Here is a 24046-nt window from a genome sequence, read left to right as displayed (position 1 = left end):
GGTGCCCTTATGGCTATTGAACTGTCTTAACTAAAGGTTCTGGCTCGAGGTTCTGATTAAAGGCTATAACCCGTTTCTTCGTGTTCCGATAAATCTAAGCCGTTAACTTCTTGTTCTGTGCTGACGCGAAGGCCGCCAAGTAGCTTACGGATGATCACAAACAGCAACCAAGTGACCACCGCAGTATAAGTGAATGTCGCTGCAACCCCGATAATCTGTACCCCAAGTTGGTCTATCATAGTGTTGTTCATAGTCGCAAAACCGTAGCCGCTAAAAACGCCTAATTGGGTCGAGCTAAAGACTCCTGCCAAAAGAGTACCAAGAATACCGCCGACACCGTGCACGGGGAAAACGTCTAAGGAGTCATCGATTTTAAGTTTCTGTTTGATATAAACCGTTGAGTAAAAACACACGATTCCACCGAGTAAACCTATGACTAAGGCGCCTGCTGGGCCAACATAACCAGAGGCGGGAGTGATAGTGCCTAAGCCTGCTACCACGCCTGTGACTATGCCAAGGGCGCTGGGTTTACCAAACTTAATCCACTCAATTGCCGCCCATGTCATCGCGCCCATAGAAGCGGCGAGATGAGTGGCTAGAATCGCCATGGCTGCGGTGCCATTAGCGCCGAGCGCACTGCCACCGTTAAAACCGAACCAACCCACCCACAGCATGCCCGCACCTGTGACAGTCATCGTCAGGTTGTGCGGCATAATCGCCGAGTTTAAAAATCCTTTGCGTGGACCTAGCACTTTAGCGGCCACGAGCGCAGCAACCCCTGCGGTGATATGCACCACGGTTCCGCCCGCGAAATCATACAGTCCTAGCTGTGCTAACCAGCCACCGCCCCAAACCCAGTGGGTGATCGGCGCATAAACCAGTAATAACCAAGCACCTGAAAAGATAAGCACAGCTGAAAACTTCATTCGCTCGGCAAAACCACCGATGATTAAGGCTGGCGTTATGATGGCAAAGGTCATTTGAAATAGCATAAACAGCGGCTCGGGAATATCCCCGCTAAGACTATCGCGACCAATACCTGACAGTAGTGCTTTGTCTAAGCCACCGATGAAACTGTTACCTGTGTCGAATGCGAGTGAATAACCTAGCCCGAACCATAAAACTGACACTAGGGCGGCAATAGAGAAGCATTGCATCAATATTGAAAGCACGTTTTTACTGCGAACTAAACCGCCGTAAAACAACGCTAATCCTGGCAGGGTCATCAATAACACTAATGCGGATGAGCTTAAGATCCACGCCGTATTTGCAGCGCTAAATTGACCATCATCGGCGACGGCATTCGTCGCCAATATACTGAATAATATCAATAGGTATTTAATACTGAGTCTGAAGCTCACTAGCATCATAGGGCATCAACTCCTTCTTCCGAAGTGCGAATGCGCACCACTTGTTCTAACGAAGTCACAAAGATTTTGCCATCACCCACTTTGCCCGTATGGGCTGCAGCAATAATGGCATCAATAACGGCATCTTCTTGATCGGAATGAATGGCAACTTCGAGTTTAATCTTAGGTAAAAAGTCCACTGCATATTCAGCACCACGATACAATTCCGTATGGCCCTTTTGGCGGCCAAAACCGCGTACTTCAGTGACTGTCATGCCATGGACGCTGAGCTGGGTTAAAGCTTCACGTACATCGTCTAATTTGAATGGTTTAATGATTGCGGTGACCAGTTTCAATTTTCTCTCCAACAAGCTGCAGACTCAATTTATTGGAATAAAGCAGGAATTAGGCCATATAGATAAAGCATTTATTATCATTGCGTTAACATTAAGACGCACCGAAATAGCTTAAAATTTTGGTGCAAAACAGTGCAAAGCAAAGTTAATCTGCCCTGATTTGGTGCGTATTGTTGGTGCAAGGTAAATTTGCTTGACTAGCATGAGTGCAGCAAAAGCCGAGTGAGTATGGCGCTAGGGTAATTCGCGTTTTAATGTGGTAAATAAAAAGTGAGGATTCAGCAAAAAATTAAAAATTATTTAAATTAAACATACTGTTATATTTAGTTTTGTTATGTGAGTTTTCTTGCTTAAGCTTCTAGCTGTTTGATGCGCGCCCAGAGGTCAGCATTAACTGGCGCACTTAAACCGTGCGCTTGTGCACGCTCACAGATATAACCATTAATTTGGTCTATCTCAGTTCGTCTTTGGTGTGCAATATCTTGGTGCATCGATGAGGAATTCCCCGCAGTGAGGCGGATCACCTGATAGACCCTGTCGTGTAACAATTGTTTATCGAGAGGCACGCCCTCGAGTGTGGCAACCGTGACTAACTCGTCGAGAATGCCTTTAATCATGTCACTAAAACCTGGCTCGGCGAGTGTGCCATTAGGACATTGATATAGTGCTGTAAGTGGATTAATCGCGGCATTAACGGCGAGTTTCTGCCATAGACAAGGCACAATGGCATCCACCCATTCACTGTTTGGGATAGCCGCCAGTAAAGCATTGCGATAATGCTCAGTGAGCTCTGTACCTGCAAAATGCCCAAATTGAGTTAGCCCTTGTCCAGTTTGCCTAATTTGCCAACGGGCTTGACGTAACACCCCTTGGGAAGTTGTCCCTAGGCTTAGCCCTCTGCCATCAGCTTGCGCATCAATTAGCGGCGCTAGGGCTAAATGAGGTCCCATTCCATTGTGTAACAACAAAATGTGGCATTGTCTGGGCAGTTGGTTGAGTAAGGGCAAAAGTGCATCGAGCACTTGATAGGCTTTGACGCAGACAATCACGAGGCGGATATTATCGAGCGCATTGGCCGCTAAGATAGGCACAGAATACTGGAGTGCTTGTGTTTTCTGTTGATTATCATTGGCCGGCGCTAATGGAGTGACGCTAAGTGTCTGCTGTATAGATGCAATTGAATCGCGGCCGATAAGACCAACACCCATGCCCGCTGTCGTCAGTTGGTGGCAAATAAGCTGTCCAACGGCACCAGCACCTAAAATCGCAATATCCACCACGCGATTTATGTTCACAGCATGAGTCATATCTGTAGCCTTAAGGTATCTGTTATCAGTACCAGTTTGAAGCGCCTGAGTTAATCTTCTCGTAATTGCGCTGCGCGGAAGTATTTGCCATAGGCCCAATTGCAAAAGTAAAACAGTGCAATACCCGAAAAGTCGGCAATAACATCACCCACAGAAGCGCTACGGTAGGGCAAACGTGATTGCACTAACTCAATTAAAATGGCGTAGCTTGCCAGTGTGAGAGATAACCAATACCACTTAGGTTTGAAAGCAAGATAGGCGAGATAGGAGAGGCAAAAAAAGCTCCCAAGATGGCCTACCTTGTCGATATTCGGAATACTTTGCGAATAGGTTGGTCTGGAAAATACCAGATAACTGATCACGACAAAGGCTACGGCTAAAGCCAGCTTAAATAGGGTATTTTTAGTTATCACAAATATGTTTGTATTAGCTTAGAGTGGGGCAATGATAGGAAAATGTGTGGCTAAAGTCACCCATGATTACGCTTTTATTCTAGGCTTTACCTTCAACTTAGGCCTGTGTGTGGGTAAACTAGCTGCATATTAATTTGATATGGGACATAAAAACTATGCCTTCAATGGATATTGTGTCAGAAGTGAATGAAGTTGAACTGCGTAATGCGGTTGATAATACTAAGCGTGAGCTGGCGACACGTTTCGATTTTCGCGGTAAAACGGCTGACGTGGAATATAAGGACCATGTGGTCACGTTAACCGCTGAAGATGACTTCCAATGCCAACAATTAGTGGACATTTTACGTATGCAACTGAGCAAACGTAATGTGGATCCGTCTTCGATGGAAGTCGATGAGAAAGCCATCCACAGCGGTAAAACCTTCTCCCTAAAAGTGAAGTTTAAAGAAGGTATAGAAACCTTAATTGCTAAAAAACTGGTCAAGCTAATTAAAGACAGCAAACTTAAAGTGCAAGCGTCTATTCAGGGCGAGAAAGTACGAGTTACAGGTAAAAAACGTGACGATTTACAAGCTGTCATGGCGTTGGCACGTGAGTCTGAGTTAGGCCAGCCTTTCCAATTTGATAACTTTAAAGATTAATCGAGCAGAATTGGTTTAACGTGATGCAGTATCGCGTTTGCCATTTCGTCTTTAAATGTAAAAGCCCTCACACTAAGGTGTGAGGGCTTTTTTATATTGATGGCATAAGTGCTATGAGACCTTAATCCGATTTTGTTGGTGCACTTTTTGACGAATCATCCATTAATGATGTGCTTGGATGCGGCGCATACTTGTTGACTAAGACAACCAAAAACAACACCGGAAAGCCAATAACACTGGCGGCGACAAAGAAGTTCACATAACCAAATGCGTCGACATAAGCGCCCGAGAAGCCCGCGATAAATTTAGGGAAAAGCAACATAATCGAAGACAGTAAGGCATATTGCGTTGCACTGTAGCCGTTGCTAGTGAGACTCGAGAGATAGGCAATAAATGCCGCCGTGGCTATCCCAGCGCTGAAGTTATCCACTGAAATAGCAAAGGTTAAAAAGGGCACGTTGTAGCCAATCACTGCCTGCCACGCGAATAGCAGATTGGTTACGGCAACCAGTAAGGCACCGAGGAAAAGGATTTTCATAGTTCCGAAGCGAGCTAACAGAACGCCGCCAAAGGCTGCGCCGACTAAGGTCATGATCAGGCCATAGATTTTACTTAAATAGGCAATTTCTTCCTTAGTGAATCCCATGTCCACATAAAAGACGTTCGCCATAATCCCCATCACAATATCCGAGATCCGGTAGCAAGAAATCAGTAATAAGATGAGGATAGCGCTGCGGCCATAGCGTTTGAAAAAGTCGATAAAGGGTAAAATACTGGCCGTATATACCCAAGATATGCCCGCTGCGATAATTCTAGGATAACGGGCACTTAAGCGTTGTTTTAGCGCTAATTCAGTGGCATCGGCGGCGCGGGTATCGACTTCGGGTTCGCGGCTAAAAAGCGTGGTCAAAATCCCAACAGACATCAAGCCCGCCATAATCAGGTAAGAAGTTTGCCATGCCACTAAGTTGTATGCCGTGTTACCGGGTTCAACCCAAGCCGCTATGGTTAGCGCGCCTGCGGTGGCGATAATCATGGCGCTGCGATAACCCACTTGATAGGCCGCTGCTAGTGCGGCTTGCATCTTTTCTGGGGCTGATTCAATCCGAAAGGCATCAATAACAATATCTTGGGTGGCTGAGGCAAAGGCGACCATTAACGCGAACAGTGCCAAGCGCTCGAGATCTTTGAGAGGGTCACTAAAAGACATGCCTAAGATGGCACCAACCAATAACAACTGAGCGAACAGCATCCAGCTACGGCGGCGGCCTAGAAATCGAGTTAGCAGCGGCAATGAAAGCCGATCGACTAAGGGTGACCAAGCCCATTTAAACGCATAGGCTAAGGCTATCCAGCTGAAATAACCGATTGAAGTGCGATCAACACCAGCTTCACGCAACCAAAAGGATAACGTTGAAAATACTAGCATTAATGGTAGACCAGCAGAAAAACCCAGTAATAACAGGATCAAAACCCGCTTGTGATAATAGACACTGAGGGCATCGAGTGTACGTTGAATAAAACCTGTTGCGGACATAGGCATGAGTCTAAGTGTTTAATCCGCTTAGCTTACGGGTAAGGTGCCATAGGATTCAAGGGCTAATGGTATTCCTTTTACTTTGGAGTCCCGTTTAGCACTATAAGATGGTTGAATATGGCTCGAGAGTTAACTGCTTGTAGCTAAAAGTTTACCGCTTATCTTTATCGCTAGCATAGATCTTGATAGTAAGGAGAGCGTAATAATGTACACACGAGGAATTGGTTTACGAAATAAAAAAGGCCCTATTACAGGGCCATTTTTTATCGATAGGAATGCTGAACTTAAGGTCTTATCCCGATGCATCCCTGCGGCACTCGGCCGCCTAAACTAAGATAGTCACAGCAATCATTTACTTGCTTACGCAGATATTGATTACCGCGGATCACACAGTCAGGCCACCTGTTAAAGCTGTGGAGCAAGTGCCAAAACACTTTTTCAGTTTCAGTTTGCGCTTCGCCAGTCGAATTCAGTTGCTGCCATTCTTCTAACGTGTCCCATAAGTAAAGTTGCACTTCATGGAAGTCGAGTTCTTCACTCAAAAACGCTTTTCCATAGAAGGCGAGTTGGGGCGCTTTATTATCGATGAACTCAGTTGCCGTCATCGTTTGCCTCCTTTCTGTTTACTATCACAGTATAGATGCAAAATTAGCGCTTTTGCTCGAAATTATATTTTGATTACTGTTTTGGTAATAACTTGGCTTTTTTCAATATGATAGGGGTAACAGGAACATCGGGCCAATTGAGCTTAGTGTTAGTTCCTGTCTCAACGACAGCCATAGCTTCGAGGACAGTTTTACCTTCAATCACTTCACCAAATACGGCATAACCCCAACGACGTTTAGAGGGATCGAGCTTAGTGTTGTCGGCTACGTTAAAGTAGAACTGACGAGTGGCTGAGTGCGGCTCGTTTTCACGTGCCATGGCGATCGTGCCCATGCTATTTGTTAGGCCATTTCCTGATTCGTTGACTATCGGCTTACCCTCAGGCAGCTCTTCATACTTGGGGGTGAGTCCGCCGCCTTGCACCACAAAGTCACTGATCACGCGGTGAAATATTGTGTTGTCGTATTCGCCTTTAACGACATGAGTTAAAAAGTTATCGACAGTGATTGGTGCACGAGTTCTATCTAGCTCGACCACGATTTTGCCTAAGCTAGTATCAAATTCGACTCTGGGATACAAGGTATCGGCCTGAATGTCGAGTGCGAGGCTATGATGACTCATAAAGATGAGTAAGAGGGCTGATATCCAACGGAGCATATTGATTTCCTTATAATAAACTGACGCTGTTATTTTTGTAGAAACTGATTAAGCTCAGGATCGTTTAGAATCTCGCCGGTAAGTTGGCCGAGCAATTTGTTCATATCCAGTTCTAAGGTTGCAAAATCGGGCGTTAAAGGACCTTTTAAAGTGCCTTTGGCTTTATAGCGTTTAACCAGCTCTTGGGTGGAGTTTTTGGCTTGAACTGCGATTAACACACTGTGTTTTGCCTCATAGCCAAAGGTCTTTTTAGTGATATCCATTTGCAATTCTTCTAATTGAATTTGCACTGAATTAGTTGCGCTTGGGTCGATTTGGTAGCCTGCTTGAGCAAAACCTGCGCGGAATACTTCATCAAGTAACAGTTTAGGCGGTTCGCTCGGGCCAACTAAACGTGTTTTTGTCCCTTCTTCAATAAAACGAGCAACATAATCGACTGTGCGTGTATCTACCGTTTCAAGAGCGATAGGTACAAGTTGCGCCGTTTGTTGGCTGATATTGGGCACTTGAGGGCTGAAAGCCATATGAGTCGGATTTTGGCTGGCACAGCCCGCGAAGAGCAGGGGGAAAGTCAAGGTCAGTAATAGCCGTTTCATGGGATCTCTCGTACAAGTAAAAGTGGCTACAGCATACCAGAAATCACTTTTGATGCCACAGAACAGCGTGATTCAGTTGAGGTACAGCTTTTATTGCTAATATCTTGTGCTCATTATTCACATCCGTGTTTTCTGTGCATTCACATCATTTATTCGCATAGTTACAAGGCATGGAAGGCAGGTTAAATATGGAAAAAATATCATTCACTTCGTTATTTGTTGGCCTGATGCTGGCGTCAGGCATGATGAGCTCCAATGCGCTCGCGGGCGATTCTGCCCATATACTGGGTGGTAGTTTAGGTTACGGTACCCAAGAATTTGAAACTAAGAACGGTAAATATGATGCGGGTGACACCTTAACCAGCGACTTATATTACCGCTATATGCTCAACGAGCATTTTGGGTTTGAGGCGGGTTATTTAGCGGGTTCAGGTGGGGTGGCGAGTGCGCTTGTTAGCGTCATCAGTGAGATAAAAGATTTACGTTACCAAGGTGTTAGAACCGCCGCTTACGGTGAGTATGCTTTGTCTCGTGGTAACAGCCTGTATGCCAAATTAGGCGCTGCTTACACTCAAGTCAGCTATGAGATAGATAAACAAGATATGGACTCGGATGATGTCGGTTTTTATGGCGCTGCAGGCTGGCAATATCGATTTAAGTCAGGATTCGGTTTGAATTTGGAATACCAATATATCCCGATGAAAGAGCTTGAATTACAGGGGATCAACTTTGGTATTAGCTACCGATTCTAATCTTTCCTTATCCAACGATTAAAGCGCCTTTAGGCGCTTTAATCGTTTTACAAACAAGGAATTTAAAACATTAAACCGAATACTGGCTGGCAACAAAATGACAACATTTTGTCCTTGCACTCTTTTAATGCAATGGGGGACAGGTTAGAGTAAAAATTCGATGTTTAGAATGAGAGAGCATAGATGCTCCCGCGTCCTTTTTGTAAGGCTTAGTCATGTTAACGATAGCAACGCAAATCGCCCCAGATAACCTGATCAATCCGAAGGGGTTACCCCATTTCGGTCATTTCGATGGCATAGTCAAAACCTTAGGTTTAGCGGACTTTGCCTATTTCGATACTATGGATAAACCTGCTTCAGCGTGGGCTAAGCATTTCGATTATAAACAATTTCAGTTTGTCTCTTTGGTCACGCCGCGTTATGTCCTAGGCATCGCGCTTGCCGATATTGCCTACGTCGGCAGTGCTTTTTGTTATTTATACGACATAAAAACCAACACACTCACCCAGCTTGATTGGTTAAAACCTTTGAGGTTTGGCTATCAGATGACACCATCGCCAGCCGAGGGCCGAAGTAGTATTGGCCGTAAAGGGGCGCAGTTAAGCTTTGAGATTGTAGAGGGCGGTTGGCGGTTAGTGATTGAAACTAAAAATATTCAAGCCGATGTGACTTTACACTCAGCCCCCTTAAGTTTGCCTATGGCTATGTGTAGTCCTACTGGATACAACGGCTGGACTTACACACAAAAGCATAATGGTTTGACCGTTAAAGGTAGTTTGACTGTGGGTCATGAGCCGCAGCCGCTGAATCAAGCTTTAGCAGGCTATGACTTTTCAGCGGGTTACATGCGCCGTGATACCAGTTGGCGCTGGGCGTCAATTAACGCGCGGATCCATGAGGGCATTATGGGGCTTAATTTAGCGGCGGGTGTTAATGAAACTGGGGCTACTGAAAATGTCTTTTGGATTAATGGCGAGCGTCATTTACTCGGGCCAGTGCAATTTGAGTTTGATCGCCATGCCACGCTCGGCGCCGAGGTTTGGCGAGTCTACAGTCAAAATGGCCAAGTGGATTTGCAGTTTGCGGCGCGCAATTGTCGCAGTGAAAAGCGTAATTTGCTCTTGCTTAAGAGTAATTTCCGCCAATTCATCGGTCATTTCAGTGGCACGATTACCGATAATCAAGGGCACAGTTACCAGTTAAATAATGTTCTGGGACTCGCCGAAGATCACTATGCTCGCTGGTAGCTAACGGCGACTAACGGATCGCAGCTGCCTGCGTTGTGGCGTTGAATGCGGTTTATAGAATGTAGTCAGAGTTTTTATAAAAGTAACAATAAAAATAATCATAAAATAAAAATAGAACAGGATGATCTTATATGGATATCGCCTCGCTGATCCAGCACCCAGAATTGTTACTGCTGGTGCTTGCACCTTTGTTTTTCGTGTGTATTTTGCTGGAATGGTACTTTGGCGATAAAAGACAAAAGCTACCGTTAAGTGCACGTTATCGCGGCCAAGAAGTGCTGTGTAATTTCAGCCTCGCGGCCATGCACCAAGGTGCCGATCTGCTCACTGGTTTGCTGATCGCTAAGCTGTATTTGGCGATTTTTGGTTGGAAGTTATTCGATATTGAAATGGGCCCATTGAGCTTTATTGCCTTGATGGTCGCGCAGGACTTTTGTTATTACTGGTTCCACAGGGCGAGCCACAGAGTCCGCTGGATGTGGGCGGCTCACGTGGTGCATCATAGCTCTGAGAATATGAATTTTAGCACTGCGTTTCGTCAGAGTTTAATGTATCCCTTTGCAGGCATGTGGGTATTTTGGTTACCGCTGGTGGTCATAGGTTTCGATCCAAACTGGGTGGTGTTTGTGGTATTACTCAATCTGGGATTGCAATTTTTTGTGCATACCCAAGCGATTAAATCACTCGGACCGCTGGAATGGGTCTTCAATACTCCATCACATCACAGGGTGCACCACGGTCGTAATCCCCAATATATAGATAAAAACTATGCGGGTGTGCTGATTATTTGGGACAAGCTGTTTGGCACTTTTGAGCCCGAGGTAGAGACTGTGATTTACGGCATCACTAAGCCAGTGAATAGTTTTAATCCCTTTAAAGTGACTTTTAGTGAATGGCGAGACATGTTTGCAGAGGTCACAGCGACAGGCTTGAGTGTTAAACAACGACTGCGTATCTTGTTTGCTCCACCTTCCAGCAGTTTAAAAAGCGAGGAATAACAATCCACTGCATTTTCCAAGTTAAATAGCGCAAATGGCTAATAGAGTCTTGAATTTAGCCTTGCTAGCATATATTCCGTTTTTTGCCACTGTTTTGGTGTAAAAATGTACAATCCCATACTTTGGTGGTACTTTTTGGGGTAAGGAGTTTAACTCGGGAGGACTTATCATGATGGATGAACCTCGATTATCCGCGGAGGAGCTTGCTTGTTTTAGCGAACTTTTTTCGCCGACTCGTGTGGGCACAGCCTTGACTAACGATCCCCTAGTCAATCACGTGCTCACAGTCACAACTGAAGTACCGCAAGTTATCGCCTCGATTCTCGGTAAGGCAAAACTCACTCTATTGGCCGAAGTCGGACCCTATAAACTCTGGTTTCCGCTACTGATGAAAGTGGATGACTTTGGTCAGTTTCAACCCACTTTAGGTGTACCTGAAGTGCTAGATGCCTCGGGAGTGGAGCGCAGTTGGCGGTTAACTCAAGCCGATGATGTGTGGATATTCGACCACGATCAAGGTGAGCAATGGTCTGTTGCCTCGCTATCTAGTTCTGGCATGGCCATTCGTGCTAAATCACAGCAGCAATTTAAACAATTGTTAGGCAGTAAAGACTTGCAATTACAATTGCCCAATGGCGAGACTATGCGCGTCGATATCGAGCCTATTCGTAGCGAGAAAGGTCTGGCTTTCGTTAAGTTTCAGGCCGAAACCGAAGAGCGTGAAGCGTTACGTCAATTCTTATTTAGTCGCCACCGTAGCCAGCACGCTCAGCTCTACCGTGACTTACGTTAGGACCTCCATTGCGACAGTTTTCGGCCTTGTGTTAGTTGACCTGTTATCTAAAAATCTCAGTTCTGCAACTTGAATGTGAAATCCACGGATTTAAAAACTGTCATTTGTGATTGCAGTGCTTTTCACCGATTGTTACCTGCCAATCTGTCTCCCGATGGATTAGAATGGCGGTGAATTCAACACATCAGAGCGAGCGGTATGCACGTACATATTTTAGGAATTTGTGGAACCTTCATGGGTGGTCTAGCGTTATTGGCTAGGGCCAAAGGGCACAGAGTGACGGGCTCGGATGCCAATGTCTATCCTCCAATGAGCACGCAACTAGAGGACCAAGGCATTGAGCTTATTCAAGGTTTTGATCCTAGCCAGCTGGGTGAAGCAGGGCACTATCCTGACTTAGTTGTCATTGGTAATGCCATGAGCCGGGGTAATCCTTGTGTGGAAGCCGTGTTGAACATTGGCATCCCTTATACCTCTGGCCCGCAGTTTTTAGCCGATCATATTTTGCCTGAGCGTTGGGTGCTGGCAGTGTCTGGCACTCACGGTAAAACCTCGACTTCTAGCATGTTAGCCTGGATTTTAGATGATTGTGGTTATGAGCCTGGGTTCTTAATCGGTGGCGTACCGCAAAACTTTGGTGTGTCGGCACGTTTAGGCAAGACCGCTTTCTTTGTCGTTGAGGCCGACGAATACGACAGTGCCTTCTTCGATAAACGTTCGAAATTCGTGCATTATCATCCGCGTACCTTAGTGATCAACAATCTTGAGTTCGATCATGCCGATATTTTTGCTGATCTGGCTGCGATTCAAAAACAGTTTAACCACTTAATTCGCACCGTTCCTGGTGAAGGCAAGATCATTTGGCCCGCCGATTCCCATGCCGTTAAGCAAACGATTGATATGGGGTGTTGGAGTGAGCAAGAAACCTACCATTTAGCCGAATCGACCAGCGGTTGGTATGGCAAAGCGTTAAGTGATGATTGCCATCGCTTTGAAGTGTTTTTTGATGGCGAGTCTCAAGGTATTCTCGAATGGGATTTGATTGGTCAGCACAATATTGAAAACGCCATGATGGCCATTGCTGCCGCGCGTCACGTTGGCGTTAAGCCGAGTGCTGCAATTGAAGCTTTAGCTAAGTTTATGCCACCTAAGCGTCGACTCGAATTACTCGGAACCGTTAACGGTGTGAGCGTATATGACGATTTTGCCCACCATCCGACGGCCATTGCGACCACGTTAAAAGGTATGCGGGCTAAGGTTGGGCAGAGCAAAATTACTGTGGTACTCGAGCCGCGCTCAAATACCATGAAGAGCGGTGTCCATAAAGACACTTTAGCTTTTTCTATGATGCAAGCCGACGAAGCCTTTTTATATCAAGCTGATACCATCGACTGGAATATGAAAGAAGCCATGGAAGCGGCGGTGATCCCTGTGACTGTGTTACATCAAATTGATGATGTGGTCGCGAAAGTCGCAGCAACCGCCAAAGCAGGCGACACCATAGTGGTGATGAGTAACGGTGGTTTTGGTGGGTTACATAAGAAGCTGCTGGCCGCATTAGAACAGGCTTCAACTGTAGAGCAGGTTAGCTAAGATGGCCTACGCAAAGTCGACTAAGGCGATTAGCTTAGCTTGGACGGGCGCCTCTGGTGCTCCCTATGGGCTTAAGTTACTCGAGTGTCTGTTGGTATCGGGATATCAAGTGTTTTTGATGATCTCCAGTGCAGCTCGAGTGGTATTGGCGACGGAACACGGCTTACAGTTAAGCGCCAACAGTGACAAAGCCCATGCCCAGCTGTTGGCTTTGCTGCACGAAAAAGGCGTGATTATTGCTGGCGAGTTAGTGGTATTAGGCAAAGATGAGTGGTTTTCACCGCCTGCATCGGGTAGCGCTGCACCTAAACAAATGGTGATTTGTCCTTGCTCTACGGGGACGTTAGCGGCAGTTGCTACCGGAATGAGTAATAATTTACTCGAACGCGCCGCCGATGTGGTGATTAAAGAGCGCGGCCAACTTATCCTAGTACTTAGGGAAACTCCTTTTAGTGCCATACACTTAGAGCATATGTTAAGCCTTTCTCGCCTCGGCGCGACCATTATGCCCGCTGCACCCGGCTTTTATCACAATCCCAAATCGGTAGAAGATCTGGTAGACTTCATGGTCGCTCGAATTCTCGATCATTTGGGCGTTGACCATGCATTAACGAGTCGCTGGGGTTATGACAAACAGTCTAACCGCGACCTCGACAATTGAGACTTATATGAAACACACCACCGAAGTGATGATCTCTGCTGAAGAGATAAGCCAGAAATTGGATCAAATGGCCGAGCTAATCAATGCCCATTATGCCCACAGTGAACGTCTGCTGATGGTAGGCTTGTTAAAAGGCTCAGTGGTCTTTATGGCTGACCTATGTCGCCGCATCAAAGGCCATGTTGAAATCGATTTTATGTCGGTTTCCAGTTATGGCAATACTATGACCAGCTCACGGGATGTGAAAGTGCTGAAAGATGTGCAATCAGATATCGCCGGTCGCGATGTATTGATCGTGGAAGACTTGATTGACTCAGGTAACACCTTAAGCAAAGTGCGCGAGATGTTGTTACTGCGGGAGCCTAAGAGTCTTGCACTGTGCACCCTGTTGGATAAACCTGAGCGTCGTGAAGTGGATGTGAAGGTCGATTTTATCGGTTTTACTATCCCTGATGAGTTTATCGTAGGTTATGGTATTGATTATGCTGAGCAGTATCGCAATCTACCTTATATCGCCAAAGTCGTACCACTCGATTAAGTGTCCGATACAGTTTAAAACTCCCGCAACAGGCGGGAGTTTTGCTTTTTGCGGCAATATAAAAAGCATTAATGATTGAATCATTAAATTTTTTCTTTTCAATCAATTAGCTAATTTTTTGCTTTAGTTCTGCAACCCATCATTGTAATTGTGTTTTTTAGCACCATCTTATTACTTTCTAATGTGTAAGGATCGGTACAAATATGGCGAATATTACCCATGCTCTGGTACTCGAAGGGCTTAAAAAAACCTATAAAGGCGGCGTAGAAGCGGTCAAAGGCATCAGCCTTACCGTCAATCAAGGGGATTTCTTTGCCTTGCTCGGCCCCAATGGTGCGGGTAAATCCACCACGATTGGTATTATTAGCTCCTTAGTGCAGAAGAGTTCAGGTACGGTCAAAGTCTTTGATTATGATATTGATAAGCAGCTAGAACACGCCAAGCTCTGCATTGGTTTAGTACCACAAGAGTTTAACTTCAACCAGTTCGAAACCGTGCTGCAAATTGTGGTGAATCAAGCGGGTTACTATGGTGTGCCAAAACCTATCGCCCTTGAGCGTGCCAAAAAATACTTAAGCCAACTGGATCTGTGGGAAAAGCGCAATAGCCCTTCGCGGGAATTATCTGGCGGCATGAAGCGACGGTTAATGATCGCCCGCGCCCTGATGCACGAACCTAAATTATTGATTTTAGATGAACCTACCGCAGGTGTGGATATTGAACTGCGCCGCTCTATGTGGGAGTTTCTCAAACAAATAAACCAGCAGGGTGTGACGATCATCCTGACCACTCATTACCTTGAAGAAGCGGAAATGCTTTGCCGTAATATCGGCATTATCGATAAAGGTATTTTAGTGGAATGCACTAGCATGAAGGCGTTGCTGAGTAAGCTGAATATGGAGACTTTTATTCTCGATCTTCGTCGCGATACTGAAATGGTTCCCGTGCTCGATGGCATGGCTTGTCGCTTAACCGACTCTCATACCTTAGAGGTGGATGTAGCGAAAGAGCATAATCTTAACGATGTCTTTAGCCAATTGAGCGCAGCTAATATTGAAGTGCTATCGATGCGTAACAAGTCTAATCGGTTAGAAGAACTCTTCGTCGAACTCGTGAAGAAAACTCAGGGAGCCTCAGCATGAATCAGCTCTACTTTATTGCCTTTAAAAGTATTTTAAGTAAAGAGATCAATCGTTTTACGCGAATTTGGATCCAGACCTTAGTCCCGCCAGCGATTACCATGACCTTGTATTTTTTGATTTTTGGTAACTTAGTCGGCAGCCGGATTGGAGAAATGGGCGGCGTATCTTATATGGAGTTTATCGCCCCTGGTTTGATCATGATGTCGGTGATCACTAACTCTTACTCGAATGTTGCTAGCTCATTTTACAGTGCCAAGTTTCAACGTAATTTAGAAGAGCTGATGGTGGCTCCTGTGCCCCATTATGTGCTGATTGCTGGCTACGTAGGCGGCGGCGTGGCGCGCGGTTTATGTGTTGGCCTGATAGTGACATTAGTGGCCATGTTCTTTGTCGACATTAGCTTACATCACGCAGGTTTAGTGGTGATGACGGTATTTTTAACCTCAGTGCTATTCTCATTGGGTGGCTTAATTAACGCTGTTTTTGCTAAAAGTTTCGACGACATCAGTATCATCCCCACCTTTGTGCTTACCCCATTAACTTACCTTGGCGGCGTATTTTACTCCCTGTCACTCTTGCCCCCATTTTGGCAAGGCGTGTCGGCACTCAATCCTGTGGTCTATATGATCAACGTGTTCCGCTACGGCTTTTTAGGCTTTGCCGATATCAGCGTGCCATTATCCATCGCCATTATGATCGGTTTCTGTGTCGCACTTTGGACCTTAGCGTATTACTTAGTCTCGCGCGGAATAGGCCTACGTTCCTAGACATATTTCTTTAGAGCGTAATAGAAAAAGAGAGCCATTAAGGCTCCCTTTTTAGTGTCAACAACTCGTTACTTCATACGACGACGCATTGCCGCCAGTGGTAACAATAAGGCGGTTAGCCAACCGAGTGAACCTCCTCCATTGTCTGTATTTTTATTTGGTGCAGCAACCGCAGTCACTTCACCAGTATTACTGTTTAATGTGCCATCATTCGCAATAACAGTAAATGTATAGGTTCCCTGCTCTTTTGGGGTAAAGCTAATATTTTTTGCTGCAGGATCAAAAGTCACTGTAGGACCTGATGTCTGTGTCCAAATATAGGTGAGTGCATCGCCATCGACATCTTTAGCATTTGACATGACGGTGATTTTTTGGCCTGTAGGCAAGGTTTCTCCTGTTGGGGCGACAGTTGGTGCATCATTGACATTAGCAACTGTCACAGTCACTTTAGTCGCTTTTGATACGTTGCCATCGGCATCTTCGACGCTGTAAGTGAAGCTATCGGTGCCAAAGAAGTCTTTCTTAGGCTGATAAGTCGCAATGCCAGCTTCACTGATAGTGACAGCACCATTGGCAGGTGCGTCTACTACAGTTGCTTTAGACAATGTACCTACAGGAGCAATATCCAAAACACGCTGTGCACTGGCGGTTATGCCATTGCCTGTGATTGATGCGCGAGCAACTTTTTGATCTGGATTGATATCATTTGCGAGCAAATCAATTTCTATTGAGGTTTCTTCTGTAGCCTCTGCCATATCGCCAGTGCCAAAGGAGAATTCTGTCGCTTTAGCCAGATAGTCGATAGTAACATTACCTGCCGTTGTGTTTTTCAGCGTCAATGTATTACCTGTTACAACCGAATCACCTTCACCATTAAAGTGGTAAGTTGTTCCAATTGTTCCGCCTATATTTTCAGCGCCGATAGTGACGTTTGAAGGCATATTTGGAATATTTATGTAATTGAATACAACCTCTTCAGTATCACCTGTTTTAATCCAAATGCTAAACGTATAAGGTGTATTTGATGTATCACCATAGAGTTGGCCTTTATTCCACTCTAAAGCTAACCATTTAACTCCATCATCATCTGTGAATACACCAACGGCTAAGTCACCACCGCCAGTATCGCCAGCAGATTTATCTGATAAATCAAAATCTGACCAGAAGGGCGCTAAAATGTTATTTGGGTTGCTGCCATCAGGTAGCTTTTTGTTCGCAAATGTACCACTTGCACTTCCACCTCCAACAATCGCTAGACCATTGTCAGACATAGTGATGCTGGAATAGCTAACCCCATTGTATTTAAAGCTAGGCACAGTAAAGGTGAACGCTTGTTCATCACAACCTTCTGGACAAGTAATTGGTTTGACCCCTAGACTCACTATGCTTGGGAAACCAGCTGAGCCCTTAGTTGTCGTCATTTTAGGAAGATTAAGTGACCCAACCCAAGTAATGTTGCCTATATCTTCGTTGATTTGTAAACCATTTTGCGTCGCGCCAGCTAAGCTAACTTTTACATCATCTTTCGATGTTAGTTTCGTGCCTTCTGGTGCTTGCGCTGTAATAGTCACTGTACTGTCAAATGAGTTATTGTTTATCACAACTGATATTGGAATCGCATCGGTTGCGTTAAGTTCGGTTTTCTTGCTCATAGTCGAAATCAGTGAGGCATCACTTGACTCTTTAGCTAACACAGCCAAAGGTAAGTGAGCATCCTGCAGTCCTTCGGTGCTGCTTATCATTACATTACCAAAAATCCACTCACCATATTCTGCGAAAGTTGAGTCAACGGTTACAGTAAACGTGGCAGAGGCTCCTGCGGCAAGTTCTAAGCTAGAAGGTGATACTGTTATACCTGTACTATCGGATGAAGTTGATAAGTTCCAAGATGTTTTTGCATTACTCTTGTTATATACCGTTCGAGTGAAAGTACATGGACCAACACAAGAGTCTGATGCGATTGATGGTTTGTCGAACGTTAATATAGCTTTGGCTGCAGCATCTAAATCCATGCGTCCAGCACCCATACCAAATGGTGTGGCTGGTGTTGTTGCATCATCATCTAAAATATCATCAAATTTAGCTGTTGATGTTAAAGCAGTTTTAATATCGTTTGCAGACCAATCTGGATGTAATTGACGCATCATAGCTGCAGCACCTGCTACGTGCGGGCTTGCCATACTGGTGCCAGAGATCATATTAAAGTCTTCACCACCATCATCAGGAGAAAAAGCTGACAGAATGTTGGTACCAGGTGCTGCAATATCCGGTTTAAGAATATTTTGGTTGCCATCAGGACCGCGTGAACTGGTGCTATTTAGGTTATCAGCAAGTTCAGAAACCATGATGCGTTTAGTTTTTGCAACTATCGTACCTGTTGTTGCAGCATCTCCCATGGCTTCAATTACGGCTAAACCTGCATCTTTCGTAATCATGACAGCAGGGAATGGTTCACCAGGCATAGACATAGTCGTTGGTGCACCTGCCGCATTGTTATAAACTACAAGGGCTTTAGCGCCTGCAGCTTTTGCGTTTGTGGCTTTTAATGAGAAGTTACATGTTCCGCGAGAAATCAATGCAATGCCATCTTTGAACGAATCCGCAGCAAAGGCATCACAACCATTGGCATTTTCAGCATCTAAATTAACGGCCGCAATCACTGGAGCGGTAATATCTTCTGAAAGCACTGCATCAGAACTTGGGATAGCAAGTAAATCATCACCACCGGTATTAAAGCTATTAGCGAAAAAACGCCCTGTTGTAGTGTTAGCAACAGTTATTCCTGATTCAATACAAGCAGGGCAGCCGATAGTTTGAGGACCATTACCATCGTTACCGGCAGCGCTAACTACAACAACCCCCGCAGCTTCTGCAGCTTCAAACATGGTTTTGTATGGGCTGCTAGCTGGATCACTACCAGCACTCCCCCCCCATGAGTTGTTGATTACATCTGCACCATCATTAACAGCATGCTCTAAGGCTTCCATTAACATGATGTTAGAGCCGGTTCCGCCTGTGCAATCAGGCTTACTGTAAAGAGCCTTGTAGACCATAAGGTAAGCTGCTGGTGCTACACCAGATAGTTGAACGGGAATATCTTTATAAGTAGTTGATATCTTGTTACCGACAGCGGTACCTGCAACGTGAGTTCCGTGACCACCATAGCTAAGTGGACTCATGTATTCATTAGGACACACAGGTGATGTTGGCTGTGACCAACGCGCAACGATCAGCTTGTTGTTACAGAATGAAGCATCGACAGTCGAGCAGTAGTCATCCGATGGTCGACTACCGCTGGGTGCTGTGAAGCCTGCATCGGTAAACATGGGGTTTTCCGGACGAATGCCGCCATCAATAATAGCAACTTTCATTCCTTTGCCCGCATTAGCCATGCCGGAAACGGCTTCCCACATAGCTGGGGTATTAATCACTTGGTGTGATGCATCCATGTTAGTTTCATATATAGCCTCTGGGTATACTGCTTTCACTCCAGGCATTTTGGCTATTTTTTCAACACTTAGTCCTTGGCCAACAACTGTTATACCGTTAAAAAGTGTTTGGAAATGACGTTCCACTTTTGCATTTGGCGCAATTTTAGCTAAATTGCTAGCAAAAGCGTTTTGCTCTTTAGCTAGGTGACTTGAATAGCTTTTGACATTAGTAGATTGAATATCTAGTTTTTCTTTTTTCGAATTTAAAGCTGTTGCTGCGAAGTTGCCGATGCCGCCTCTATACTTAGCTAGTGCAGGAGATTCCATCTCAACAATAAAACGTTGTGGAGCATCGAGGTTAGTGGCTGATGTTTGCGGTTTAGTATATTTATCATGCGCGCTTATTTCTGGAGAGTAAGGTTTAAATGTAAATTCACTGTTAGCAATAGCTGCGCTTGAGAGTAGTGCAGCGGAGATAGCGATCGATAGTTTTGTCTTCACAACTTCTTCCTTGTCAATTAATGCTTTCAGCACTTTATTAAACGTGCCTGTAGCTGAATTGTTATAGTTTCTGCTGCGCTCTTTGGCGGCAGCAATGAAGTTGTAACACAAAAGTATCGTATGGTTAACACTTTTGCGGTAAAAAAGATGTTAATCACACTTTGGTATTTGTTATGTTGTTTGTAGGTGTTTGCTGTTTTTCCTGTTTAAGGTTTAACCGCTCTGACGATTGGGTTTTGTAGGCTGATCAAGGTTTCCGTCGACTGGATTTCATCGATAGATTGGATGCGATTGATGAGCACGTGTTGCAAGCCGTCGATGGATTGGCACATGACCTTGACGAAAATACTGTAGTTGCCTGTGGTGTAATAGGCTTCGACGACTTCTTCGAGAGCGTTGAGTTTGGCGATAGCTGCGGGGTAATCGCCAGCACTTTTAAGGTTGATACCGATAAAACAGCAAACGTCATAGCCTAAGGCTTTAGGGTTTACCGTGATCTGCGCACCTGTAATGATCCCCGCTTGCTTCATTTTTTCTACCCGAACATGGATAGTGCCGGCGCTCACGCTAAAGCGTTTAGCGAGTTCGGCAAAGGGTGTGCGGGCATCCTGCATTAGGGCTTCGAGGATATGATTATCGAGTTGATCGCGCTGAAATGCGGTATCCATAAATAAACTCTCTATAACGTAGTGAATTGTCATAAAGTTACGTTTTTTTATGGGGAATTGCTACCTATTTTGCCCGTATTATTTGATTTTAGTGATCATTGTTCGCCCAAAGGCTCACAAAAAGGGACTTTTGCGCTAAAAGTCATACTGACACCCGAGTAGGGATGTTTGATGGTGAGCTCTGCTGCATGTAGTAATAGTCGAGGCGCTAAGGATTTTGCCAGTGAGTCGGCATAAAAACCATCGCCTAAAATCGGATGTCCTAGCGCCATCATATGCACCCGTAATTGGTGTGAGCGGCCTGTGATTGGCATCAGTTTAACCAGCGTTGAGCGTTTGGCGCGGCTCATTACTTGGTAGTGAGTCAAAGACGGTTTGCCAACAAGATGATCGACTTTCTGTTTAGGGCGATTTGGCCAGTCGCAGATCAGTGGATAATCAACGCTGCCAGTGTCATTTTTGAAATGGCCTGCGACCCTTGCATAATAGGTCTTACTGGTTTCTCTATCGTGGAACTGACGTTTTAATTCCCGCTCGGCGCTACGAATAAGGGCGACAACTATCACGCCTGAGGTCGCCATATCGAGGCGATGGACGATTTGGCAATGTGGATGCTCTGCTTTTACCCGGGCATAGACACTGTCGTAATGGGCGGGGTCGCGACCGGGCACAGACAACAATCCTGAAGGTTTGTTGATGACGATAATGTCTTTATCTTGATAAAGAATATCGAGCCAAGGAGTGGTCGGTGGTTGGTAAATAAAATCAGTCATAAATAGTGCCTATTCGTCAATGCGGGGCAAAGATACTCTGCTCGGCTTGAGGGTGCAAGTGTGAGGCCCAAAGATCGGCTGTGCCATTATCCTCGCTGACAAAAGTAAAGCGGATTAGTTGATGATTTGCTGATAGAGCTGTATTTGAGTTTTTGTTATACTCCCGTCCTTTTCGTTAATGATCATTTTGAGTCTGTGAAGCCATGAGCCAGCCAGAGATATACACTCCCGAGAATCTTTCTCACGTCCATAACCGTCTTGAGTTATTGGCGCCTGCAAAAAATGCTGACTACGGTATCGAAGCCATACGCCATGGTGCCGATGCGGTATACATAGGTGGTCCTGCGTTTGGTGCGCGGGCAACGGCGGGTAACAGTGTTGAAGATATCGCGCGCCTGTGTATTTATGCTCATCAATACCATGCTCAGGTATTCGTCGCCCTCAATACCATTTTGATGGATAACGAACTGGCCGACGCCGAAAAACTTATTTGGCAATTGTACGAAGCGGGAGCTGACGCGCTGATTGTGCAGGACATGGGCGTATTACAGCTCAATTTGCCGCCGATTGCCCTGCATGCCAGTACCCAAATGGATAACCGCAGTCCAGAAAAAGTGGCGTTTTTAGAGCAAGTTGGTTTTTCTCAGGTGGTGCTTGCCCGTGAATTGGGCTTAAGCCAAATCCGTGATGTCGCCGCGCATACTAATATGCAGCTCGAATTCTTTATCCACGGTGCTTTGTGTGTGGCTTACAGTGGCTTATGTAATTTGAGCCATTCCTTTAGTAACCGCAGTGCTAACCGCGGTGAATGCTCGCAAATGTGCCGCTTGCCGGGCAATCTTAAAACCCGTCAAGGCGATGTGTTAGCGCAGAACGAACATTTATTGTCTTTAAAAGACAATAACCAAACCGAAAACCTTGAAGCGCTCATCGATGCGGGCATTCGCTCGTTTAAGATTGAAGGTCGCTTAAAAGATTTAAGTTACGTTAAAAACGTCACCGCGCATTATCGCCAAAAGCTGGATGCGATTATGGCGCGTCGCCCTGAGTTTAAGGCTTCGTCCCACGGCCGCTGCGAACATAGTTTTACCCCTGATCCTGAAAAGACCTTTAACCGTGGCAGCACAGATTACTTTGTTAACGAACGTAGCCAAGGAATTAAAGATTTCCGCTCGCCCAAATACATAGGCGAAGAAGTCGGTAAAGTAGTCAGCATAGGTAAAGACTTTATCCAAGTGAGCTCTACCCATGAGTTTAATAACGGCGATGGCTTAGCGTTTTTCCCCGCGAATTTTGCTATGGCAAAACAATCCGATGACAAGCTGCAAGGTCTGCGGGTTAACCGTGCCGAAGGGTTAAAACTGCATATATTGCAGGTGCCAAAGGATTTAAAGGTCGGCATGACTTTATATCGTAACCATAACCAAGCCTTCGAAGCCCTGCTATCGAAAGAATCTTCTAAGCGGATTATCGGCGTAGATTTACGGTTGAGCGATACCCAAGACGGACTGGCGCTGACCTTGACGGATATCTATGGCCTAACCGCCACAGTGAATTTAGTAGTCGAGAAGACGCCTGCGACAGATGTCGATAAGACCTTACAAAATACCCGTACTCAGCTGGGTAAGCTCGGCAGTACCGACTTTGTTGCCCGTAGCATTAGTATCGATACGGCCCAAGCTTGGTTCTTGCCTGCATCAGTGTTAAATGGTCTGCGCCGTGATGGTGTGGCCGCCTTAGAGGCTGCCCGTGTGCAAGGCTATGTGCGTCCACTGCCGTGGAAGCATAATCAAGATGCAATCTATCCCGTCAAGCATTTGAGTTACTTAGGCAACGTTGCCAACGAAAAGGCCAAGGATTTTTATCAACGCCACGGCGTGATTGAAATTCAAGATACCTATGAGAAAAATGGCGTCACCGAAGACGTGCCATTGATGATCACTAAGCATTGCCTACGCTTTAACTTCAATCTGTGTCCGAAAGAAGTGCCAGGGATCAAGGCCGATCCTATGGTGCTTGAAATCGGCAATGATGTGCTCAAGCTGGTCTTTGACTGTCCTAAATGCGAAATGATGGTGGTCGGTGAAAACCGTCAAGTGCGAGGCCAGAAGCACCTTTAATATTTGTCATTAGGAGCATTGCCCGAGTGCAATGCTCCTAGCACCTATTCAGCTTGCATCCGCGCACCTACAACAGCTTACCTCTCATTGATGTTGCCCTCACCATTGCCACTCTCATATTTTCATCAAAGCCTTATATTGCACATGCTGTAATGAGCAGATATCTTATTGAAAATAATATCAATAATAAGGGATGTTAAAATGGGACTGTTAGACGGTTTACTCGGTAATGCTGCTGAGGTTGATTTACAGGAATTAGCCGAAGAATTAAGGCCTATTATGGGCATTCAAGAAGAATTAAAACTCGCCTATAAAGTGATCCGCGATTTGTTTATTTTCACCAATAAACGTTTGATCTTAATTGATAAGCAGGGGCTTACTGGCAAGAAGGTTACTTACCATTCAATACCTTATAAATCTATTACCCATTTTGAAGTGGAAACGACAGGGCATTTTGATATGGATGCCGAGCTTAAAATTTGGATCTCAGGCCAGAGTGAACCTTTAGTCAAAGAACTCAAGCGTGGCACGGATGTTGTGGGTATTCAAAAGACTATTGCCACTTTTGCACTTTAGTTTTTTTGCACTTTAGTTTTAGTG

The 24046-nt window shown here is 45.3% G+C and carries 23 protein-coding genes; 12 read left to right on the top strand and 11 right to left on the bottom strand.

Going from position 1 to position 24046, the window contains the following annotated elements; all coding sequences use genetic code 11:
- Positions 1 to 56 precede the first annotated feature (56 nt).
- The 4 genes from HQQ92_RS15920 to HQQ92_RS15905 all read right to left on the bottom strand — a co-directional run bounded on the left by HQQ92_RS15920 (position 57) and on the right by HQQ92_RS15905 (position 3425).
- Positions 57 to 1370, bottom strand: coding sequence for an ammonium transporter (locus HQQ92_RS15920; RefSeq protein ID WP_173246688.1), 1314 nt, complete (start codon positions 1368 to 1370; stop codon positions 57 to 59).
- Positions 1367 to 1705 carry a P-II family nitrogen regulator gene (locus HQQ92_RS15915; RefSeq protein WP_105250140.1) on the bottom strand — a complete coding sequence of 113 codons (339 nt, stop codon included), beginning with the start codon at positions 1703 to 1705 and terminating at the stop codon, positions 1367 to 1369. The genes HQQ92_RS15920 and HQQ92_RS15915 overlap by 4 nt, the downstream gene beginning before the upstream one ends.
- Before the next feature lie 350 nt (positions 1706 to 2055).
- The gene (locus tag HQQ92_RS15910; protein WP_105250139.1) at positions 2056 to 3012 is read right to left on the bottom strand and encodes a ketopantoate reductase family protein; all 957 of its coding nucleotides are present in this window, start codon (positions 3010 to 3012) and stop codon (positions 2056 to 2058) included.
- A 50-nt stretch (positions 3013 to 3062) separates the two neighbouring features.
- The gene (locus tag HQQ92_RS15905) at positions 3063 to 3425 is read right to left on the bottom strand and encodes a VanZ family protein (protein ID WP_173246685.1); all 363 of its coding nucleotides are present in this window, start codon (positions 3423 to 3425) and stop codon (positions 3063 to 3065) included.
- A 155-nt stretch (positions 3426 to 3580) separates the two neighbouring features.
- Here HQQ92_RS15905 and HQQ92_RS15900 point away from each other — a divergent pair, with 155 nt between their 5' ends.
- On the top strand, positions 3581 to 4066 hold the full coding sequence (locus HQQ92_RS15900; protein ID WP_006080274.1) for a YajQ family cyclic di-GMP-binding protein: 486 nt from the start codon (positions 3581 to 3583) through the stop codon (positions 4064 to 4066).
- Positions 4067 to 4187: 121 nt separating this feature from the next.
- On the opposite strand, the gene HQQ92_RS15895 is transcribed toward HQQ92_RS15900, so the two are convergent.
- From HQQ92_RS15895 to HQQ92_RS15880, 4 genes are all read right to left on the bottom strand, one after another.
- Positions 4188 to 5603: an MFS transporter gene (locus HQQ92_RS15895; protein ID WP_105250137.1), complete on the bottom strand. Its 1416-nt coding sequence runs from the start codon at positions 5601 to 5603 to the stop codon at positions 4188 to 4190.
- A gap of 284 nt (positions 5604 to 5887) precedes the next feature.
- Positions 5888 to 6208 carry a hypothetical protein gene (locus HQQ92_RS15890; RefSeq protein ID WP_028761869.1) on the bottom strand — a complete coding sequence of 107 codons (321 nt, stop codon included), beginning with the start codon at positions 6206 to 6208 and terminating at the stop codon, positions 5888 to 5890.
- A gap of 73 nt (positions 6209 to 6281) precedes the next feature.
- Positions 6282 to 6866 carry a peptidylprolyl isomerase gene (locus HQQ92_RS15885; RefSeq protein WP_028761870.1) on the bottom strand — a complete coding sequence of 195 codons (585 nt, stop codon included), beginning with the start codon at positions 6864 to 6866 and terminating at the stop codon, positions 6282 to 6284.
- Positions 6867 to 6895: 29 nt separating this feature from the next.
- Entirely contained in the window at positions 6896 to 7462 is a 567-nt protein-coding gene (locus HQQ92_RS15880) for a YajG family lipoprotein (RefSeq protein ID WP_105250136.1), read from the bottom strand.
- 227 nt (positions 7463 to 7689) lie between these two features.
- Here HQQ92_RS15880 and HQQ92_RS15875 point away from each other — a divergent pair, with 227 nt between their 5' ends.
- The 9 genes from HQQ92_RS15875 to HQQ92_RS15835 all read left to right on the top strand — a co-directional run bounded on the left by HQQ92_RS15875 (position 7690) and on the right by HQQ92_RS15835 (position 15953).
- Positions 7690 to 8214 carry a porin family protein gene (locus tag HQQ92_RS15875; RefSeq protein ID WP_372833719.1) on the top strand — a complete coding sequence of 175 codons (525 nt, stop codon included), beginning with the start codon at positions 7690 to 7692 and terminating at the stop codon, positions 8212 to 8214.
- Positions 8215 to 8429: 215 nt separating this feature from the next.
- A complete protein-coding gene (locus tag HQQ92_RS15870) occupies positions 8430 to 9461 on the top strand; it encodes a DUF2804 domain-containing protein (protein ID WP_173246682.1) in 1032 nt (343 codons plus the stop codon).
- 131 nt (positions 9462 to 9592) lie between these two features.
- Entirely contained in the window at positions 9593 to 10459 is an 867-nt protein-coding gene (locus HQQ92_RS15865) for a sterol desaturase family protein (RefSeq protein ID WP_131523721.1), read from the top strand.
- Positions 10460 to 10628: 169 nt separating this feature from the next.
- Positions 10629 to 11252, top strand: coding sequence for a hypothetical protein (locus HQQ92_RS15860; RefSeq protein ID WP_006080282.1), 624 nt, complete (start codon positions 10629 to 10631; stop codon positions 11250 to 11252).
- Positions 11253 to 11450: 198 nt separating this feature from the next.
- The gene (gene mpl, locus HQQ92_RS15855) at positions 11451 to 12845 is read left to right on the top strand and encodes a UDP-N-acetylmuramate:L-alanyl-gamma-D-glutamyl-meso-diaminopimelate ligase (RefSeq protein ID WP_173246679.1); all 1395 of its coding nucleotides are present in this window, start codon (positions 11451 to 11453) and stop codon (positions 12843 to 12845) included.
- A gap of 1 nt (position 12846) precedes the next feature.
- Positions 12847 to 13506 (top strand): flavin prenyltransferase UbiX, encoded by a 660-nt coding sequence (locus tag HQQ92_RS15850; RefSeq protein ID WP_173246676.1) that lies wholly within the window; start codon positions 12847 to 12849, stop codon positions 13504 to 13506.
- A 7-nt stretch (positions 13507 to 13513) separates the two neighbouring features.
- Complete coding sequence (gene hpt, locus HQQ92_RS15845; RefSeq protein WP_028761726.1) at positions 13514 to 14044, top strand: hypoxanthine phosphoribosyltransferase; 531 nt, start codon at positions 13514 to 13516, stop codon at positions 14042 to 14044.
- Between the two features lie 203 nt (positions 14045 to 14247).
- Complete coding sequence (locus tag HQQ92_RS15840; RefSeq protein ID WP_173246673.1) at positions 14248 to 15186, top strand: ABC transporter ATP-binding protein; 939 nt, start codon at positions 14248 to 14250, stop codon at positions 15184 to 15186.
- The gene (locus HQQ92_RS15835) at positions 15183 to 15953 is read left to right on the top strand and encodes an ABC transporter permease (protein ID WP_006080287.1); all 771 of its coding nucleotides are present in this window, start codon (positions 15183 to 15185) and stop codon (positions 15951 to 15953) included. Before HQQ92_RS15840 ends, HQQ92_RS15835 begins: the two co-directional genes overlap by 4 nt.
- Positions 15954 to 16021: 68 nt before the next feature.
- Here HQQ92_RS15835 and HQQ92_RS15830 read toward each other — a convergent pair whose 3' ends face one another.
- From HQQ92_RS15830 to rluA, 3 genes are all read right to left on the bottom strand, one after another.
- Positions 16022 to 19885 carry a S8 family serine peptidase gene (locus HQQ92_RS15830; protein WP_173248686.1) on the bottom strand — a complete coding sequence of 1288 codons (3864 nt, stop codon included), beginning with the start codon at positions 19883 to 19885 and terminating at the stop codon, positions 16022 to 16024.
- 206 nt (positions 19886 to 20091) lie between these two features.
- On the bottom strand, positions 20092 to 20553 hold the full coding sequence (gene asnC, locus HQQ92_RS15825) for a transcriptional regulator AsnC (protein WP_006080290.1): 462 nt from the start codon (positions 20551 to 20553) through the stop codon (positions 20092 to 20094).
- Between the two features lie 95 nt (positions 20554 to 20648).
- Complete coding sequence (gene rluA / locus HQQ92_RS15820; protein ID WP_105250130.1) at positions 20649 to 21326, bottom strand: bifunctional tRNA pseudouridine(32) synthase/23S rRNA pseudouridine(746) synthase RluA; 678 nt, start codon at positions 21324 to 21326, stop codon at positions 20649 to 20651.
- Between the two features lie 203 nt (positions 21327 to 21529).
- Between rluA and HQQ92_RS15815 the strand changes: the two genes are divergently transcribed.
- The gene (locus tag HQQ92_RS15815) at positions 21530 to 23446 is read left to right on the top strand and encodes a U32 family peptidase (RefSeq protein ID WP_173246670.1); all 1917 of its coding nucleotides are present in this window, start codon (positions 21530 to 21532) and stop codon (positions 23444 to 23446) included.
- 201 nt (positions 23447 to 23647) lie between these two features.
- Positions 23648 to 24022 carry a PH domain-containing protein gene (locus tag HQQ92_RS15810; protein ID WP_105250128.1) on the top strand — a complete coding sequence of 125 codons (375 nt, stop codon included), beginning with the start codon at positions 23648 to 23650 and terminating at the stop codon, positions 24020 to 24022.
- The last annotated feature ends 24 nt before the right edge of the window (positions 24023 to 24046 follow it).

The sequence above is a fragment of the Shewanella sp. DC2-4 genome, from assembly GCF_013248875.1.
In the GTDB taxonomy this organism is placed as follows: Bacteria; Pseudomonadota; Gammaproteobacteria; order Enterobacterales; family Shewanellaceae; genus Shewanella; species Shewanella oncorhynchi.
This window is presented reverse-complemented; position numbering and strand designations above follow the sequence as displayed.

Bases quoted from the DNA above. Each gene is read 5' to 3' on its own strand.
- rluA (WP_105250130.1), bottom strand. From the start codon at position 21,326: ATGACTGATTTTATTTACCAACCACCGACCACTCCTTGGCTCGATATT.
- HQQ92_RS15850 (WP_173246676.1), top strand. From the start codon at position 12,847: ATGGCCTACGCAAAGTCGACTAAGGCGATTAGCTTAGCTTGGACGGGC.
- HQQ92_RS15810 (WP_105250128.1), top strand. From the start codon at position 23,648: ATGGGACTGTTAGACGGTTTACTCGGTAATGCTGCTGAGGTTGATTTA.
- asnC (WP_006080290.1), bottom strand. From the start codon at position 20,553: ATGGATACCGCATTTCAGCGCGATCAACTCGATAATCATATCCTCGAA.
- HQQ92_RS15890 (WP_028761869.1), bottom strand. From the start codon at position 6,208: ATGACGGCAACTGAGTTCATCGATAATAAAGCGCCCCAACTCGCCTTC.
- HQQ92_RS15865 (WP_131523721.1), top strand. From the start codon at position 9,593: ATGGATATCGCCTCGCTGATCCAGCACCCAGAATTGTTACTGCTGGTG.
- HQQ92_RS15910 (WP_105250139.1), bottom strand. From the start codon at position 3,012: ATGACTCATGCTGTGAACATAAATCGCGTGGTGGATATTGCGATTTTA.
- HQQ92_RS15815 (WP_173246670.1), top strand. From the start codon at position 21,530: ATGAGCCAGCCAGAGATATACACTCCCGAGAATCTTTCTCACGTCCAT.
- HQQ92_RS15885 (WP_028761870.1), bottom strand. From the start codon at position 6,866: ATGCTCCGTTGGATATCAGCCCTCTTACTCATCTTTATGAGTCATCAT.
- hpt (WP_028761726.1), top strand. From the start codon at position 13,514: ATGAAACACACCACCGAAGTGATGATCTCTGCTGAAGAGATAAGCCAG.
- HQQ92_RS15840 (WP_173246673.1), top strand. From the start codon at position 14,248: ATGGCGAATATTACCCATGCTCTGGTACTCGAAGGGCTTAAAAAAACC.
- HQQ92_RS15880 (WP_105250136.1), bottom strand. From the start codon at position 7,462: ATGAAACGGCTATTACTGACCTTGACTTTCCCCCTGCTCTTCGCGGGC.
- HQQ92_RS15895 (WP_105250137.1), bottom strand. From the start codon at position 5,603: ATGTCCGCAACAGGTTTTATTCAACGTACACTCGATGCCCTCAGTGTC.
- HQQ92_RS15835 (WP_006080287.1), top strand. From the start codon at position 15,183: ATGAATCAGCTCTACTTTATTGCCTTTAAAAGTATTTTAAGTAAAGAG.
- HQQ92_RS15870 (WP_173246682.1), top strand. From the start codon at position 8,430: ATGTTAACGATAGCAACGCAAATCGCCCCAGATAACCTGATCAATCCG.
- HQQ92_RS15920 (WP_173246688.1), bottom strand. From the start codon at position 1,370: ATGATGCTAGTGAGCTTCAGACTCAGTATTAAATACCTATTGATATTA.
- HQQ92_RS15875 (WP_372833719.1), top strand. From the start codon at position 7,690: ATGCTGGCGTCAGGCATGATGAGCTCCAATGCGCTCGCGGGCGATTCT.
- HQQ92_RS15860 (WP_006080282.1), top strand. From the start codon at position 10,629: ATGATGGATGAACCTCGATTATCCGCGGAGGAGCTTGCTTGTTTTAGC.
- HQQ92_RS15900 (WP_006080274.1), top strand. From the start codon at position 3,581: ATGCCTTCAATGGATATTGTGTCAGAAGTGAATGAAGTTGAACTGCGT.
- mpl (WP_173246679.1), top strand. From the start codon at position 11,451: ATGCACGTACATATTTTAGGAATTTGTGGAACCTTCATGGGTGGTCTA.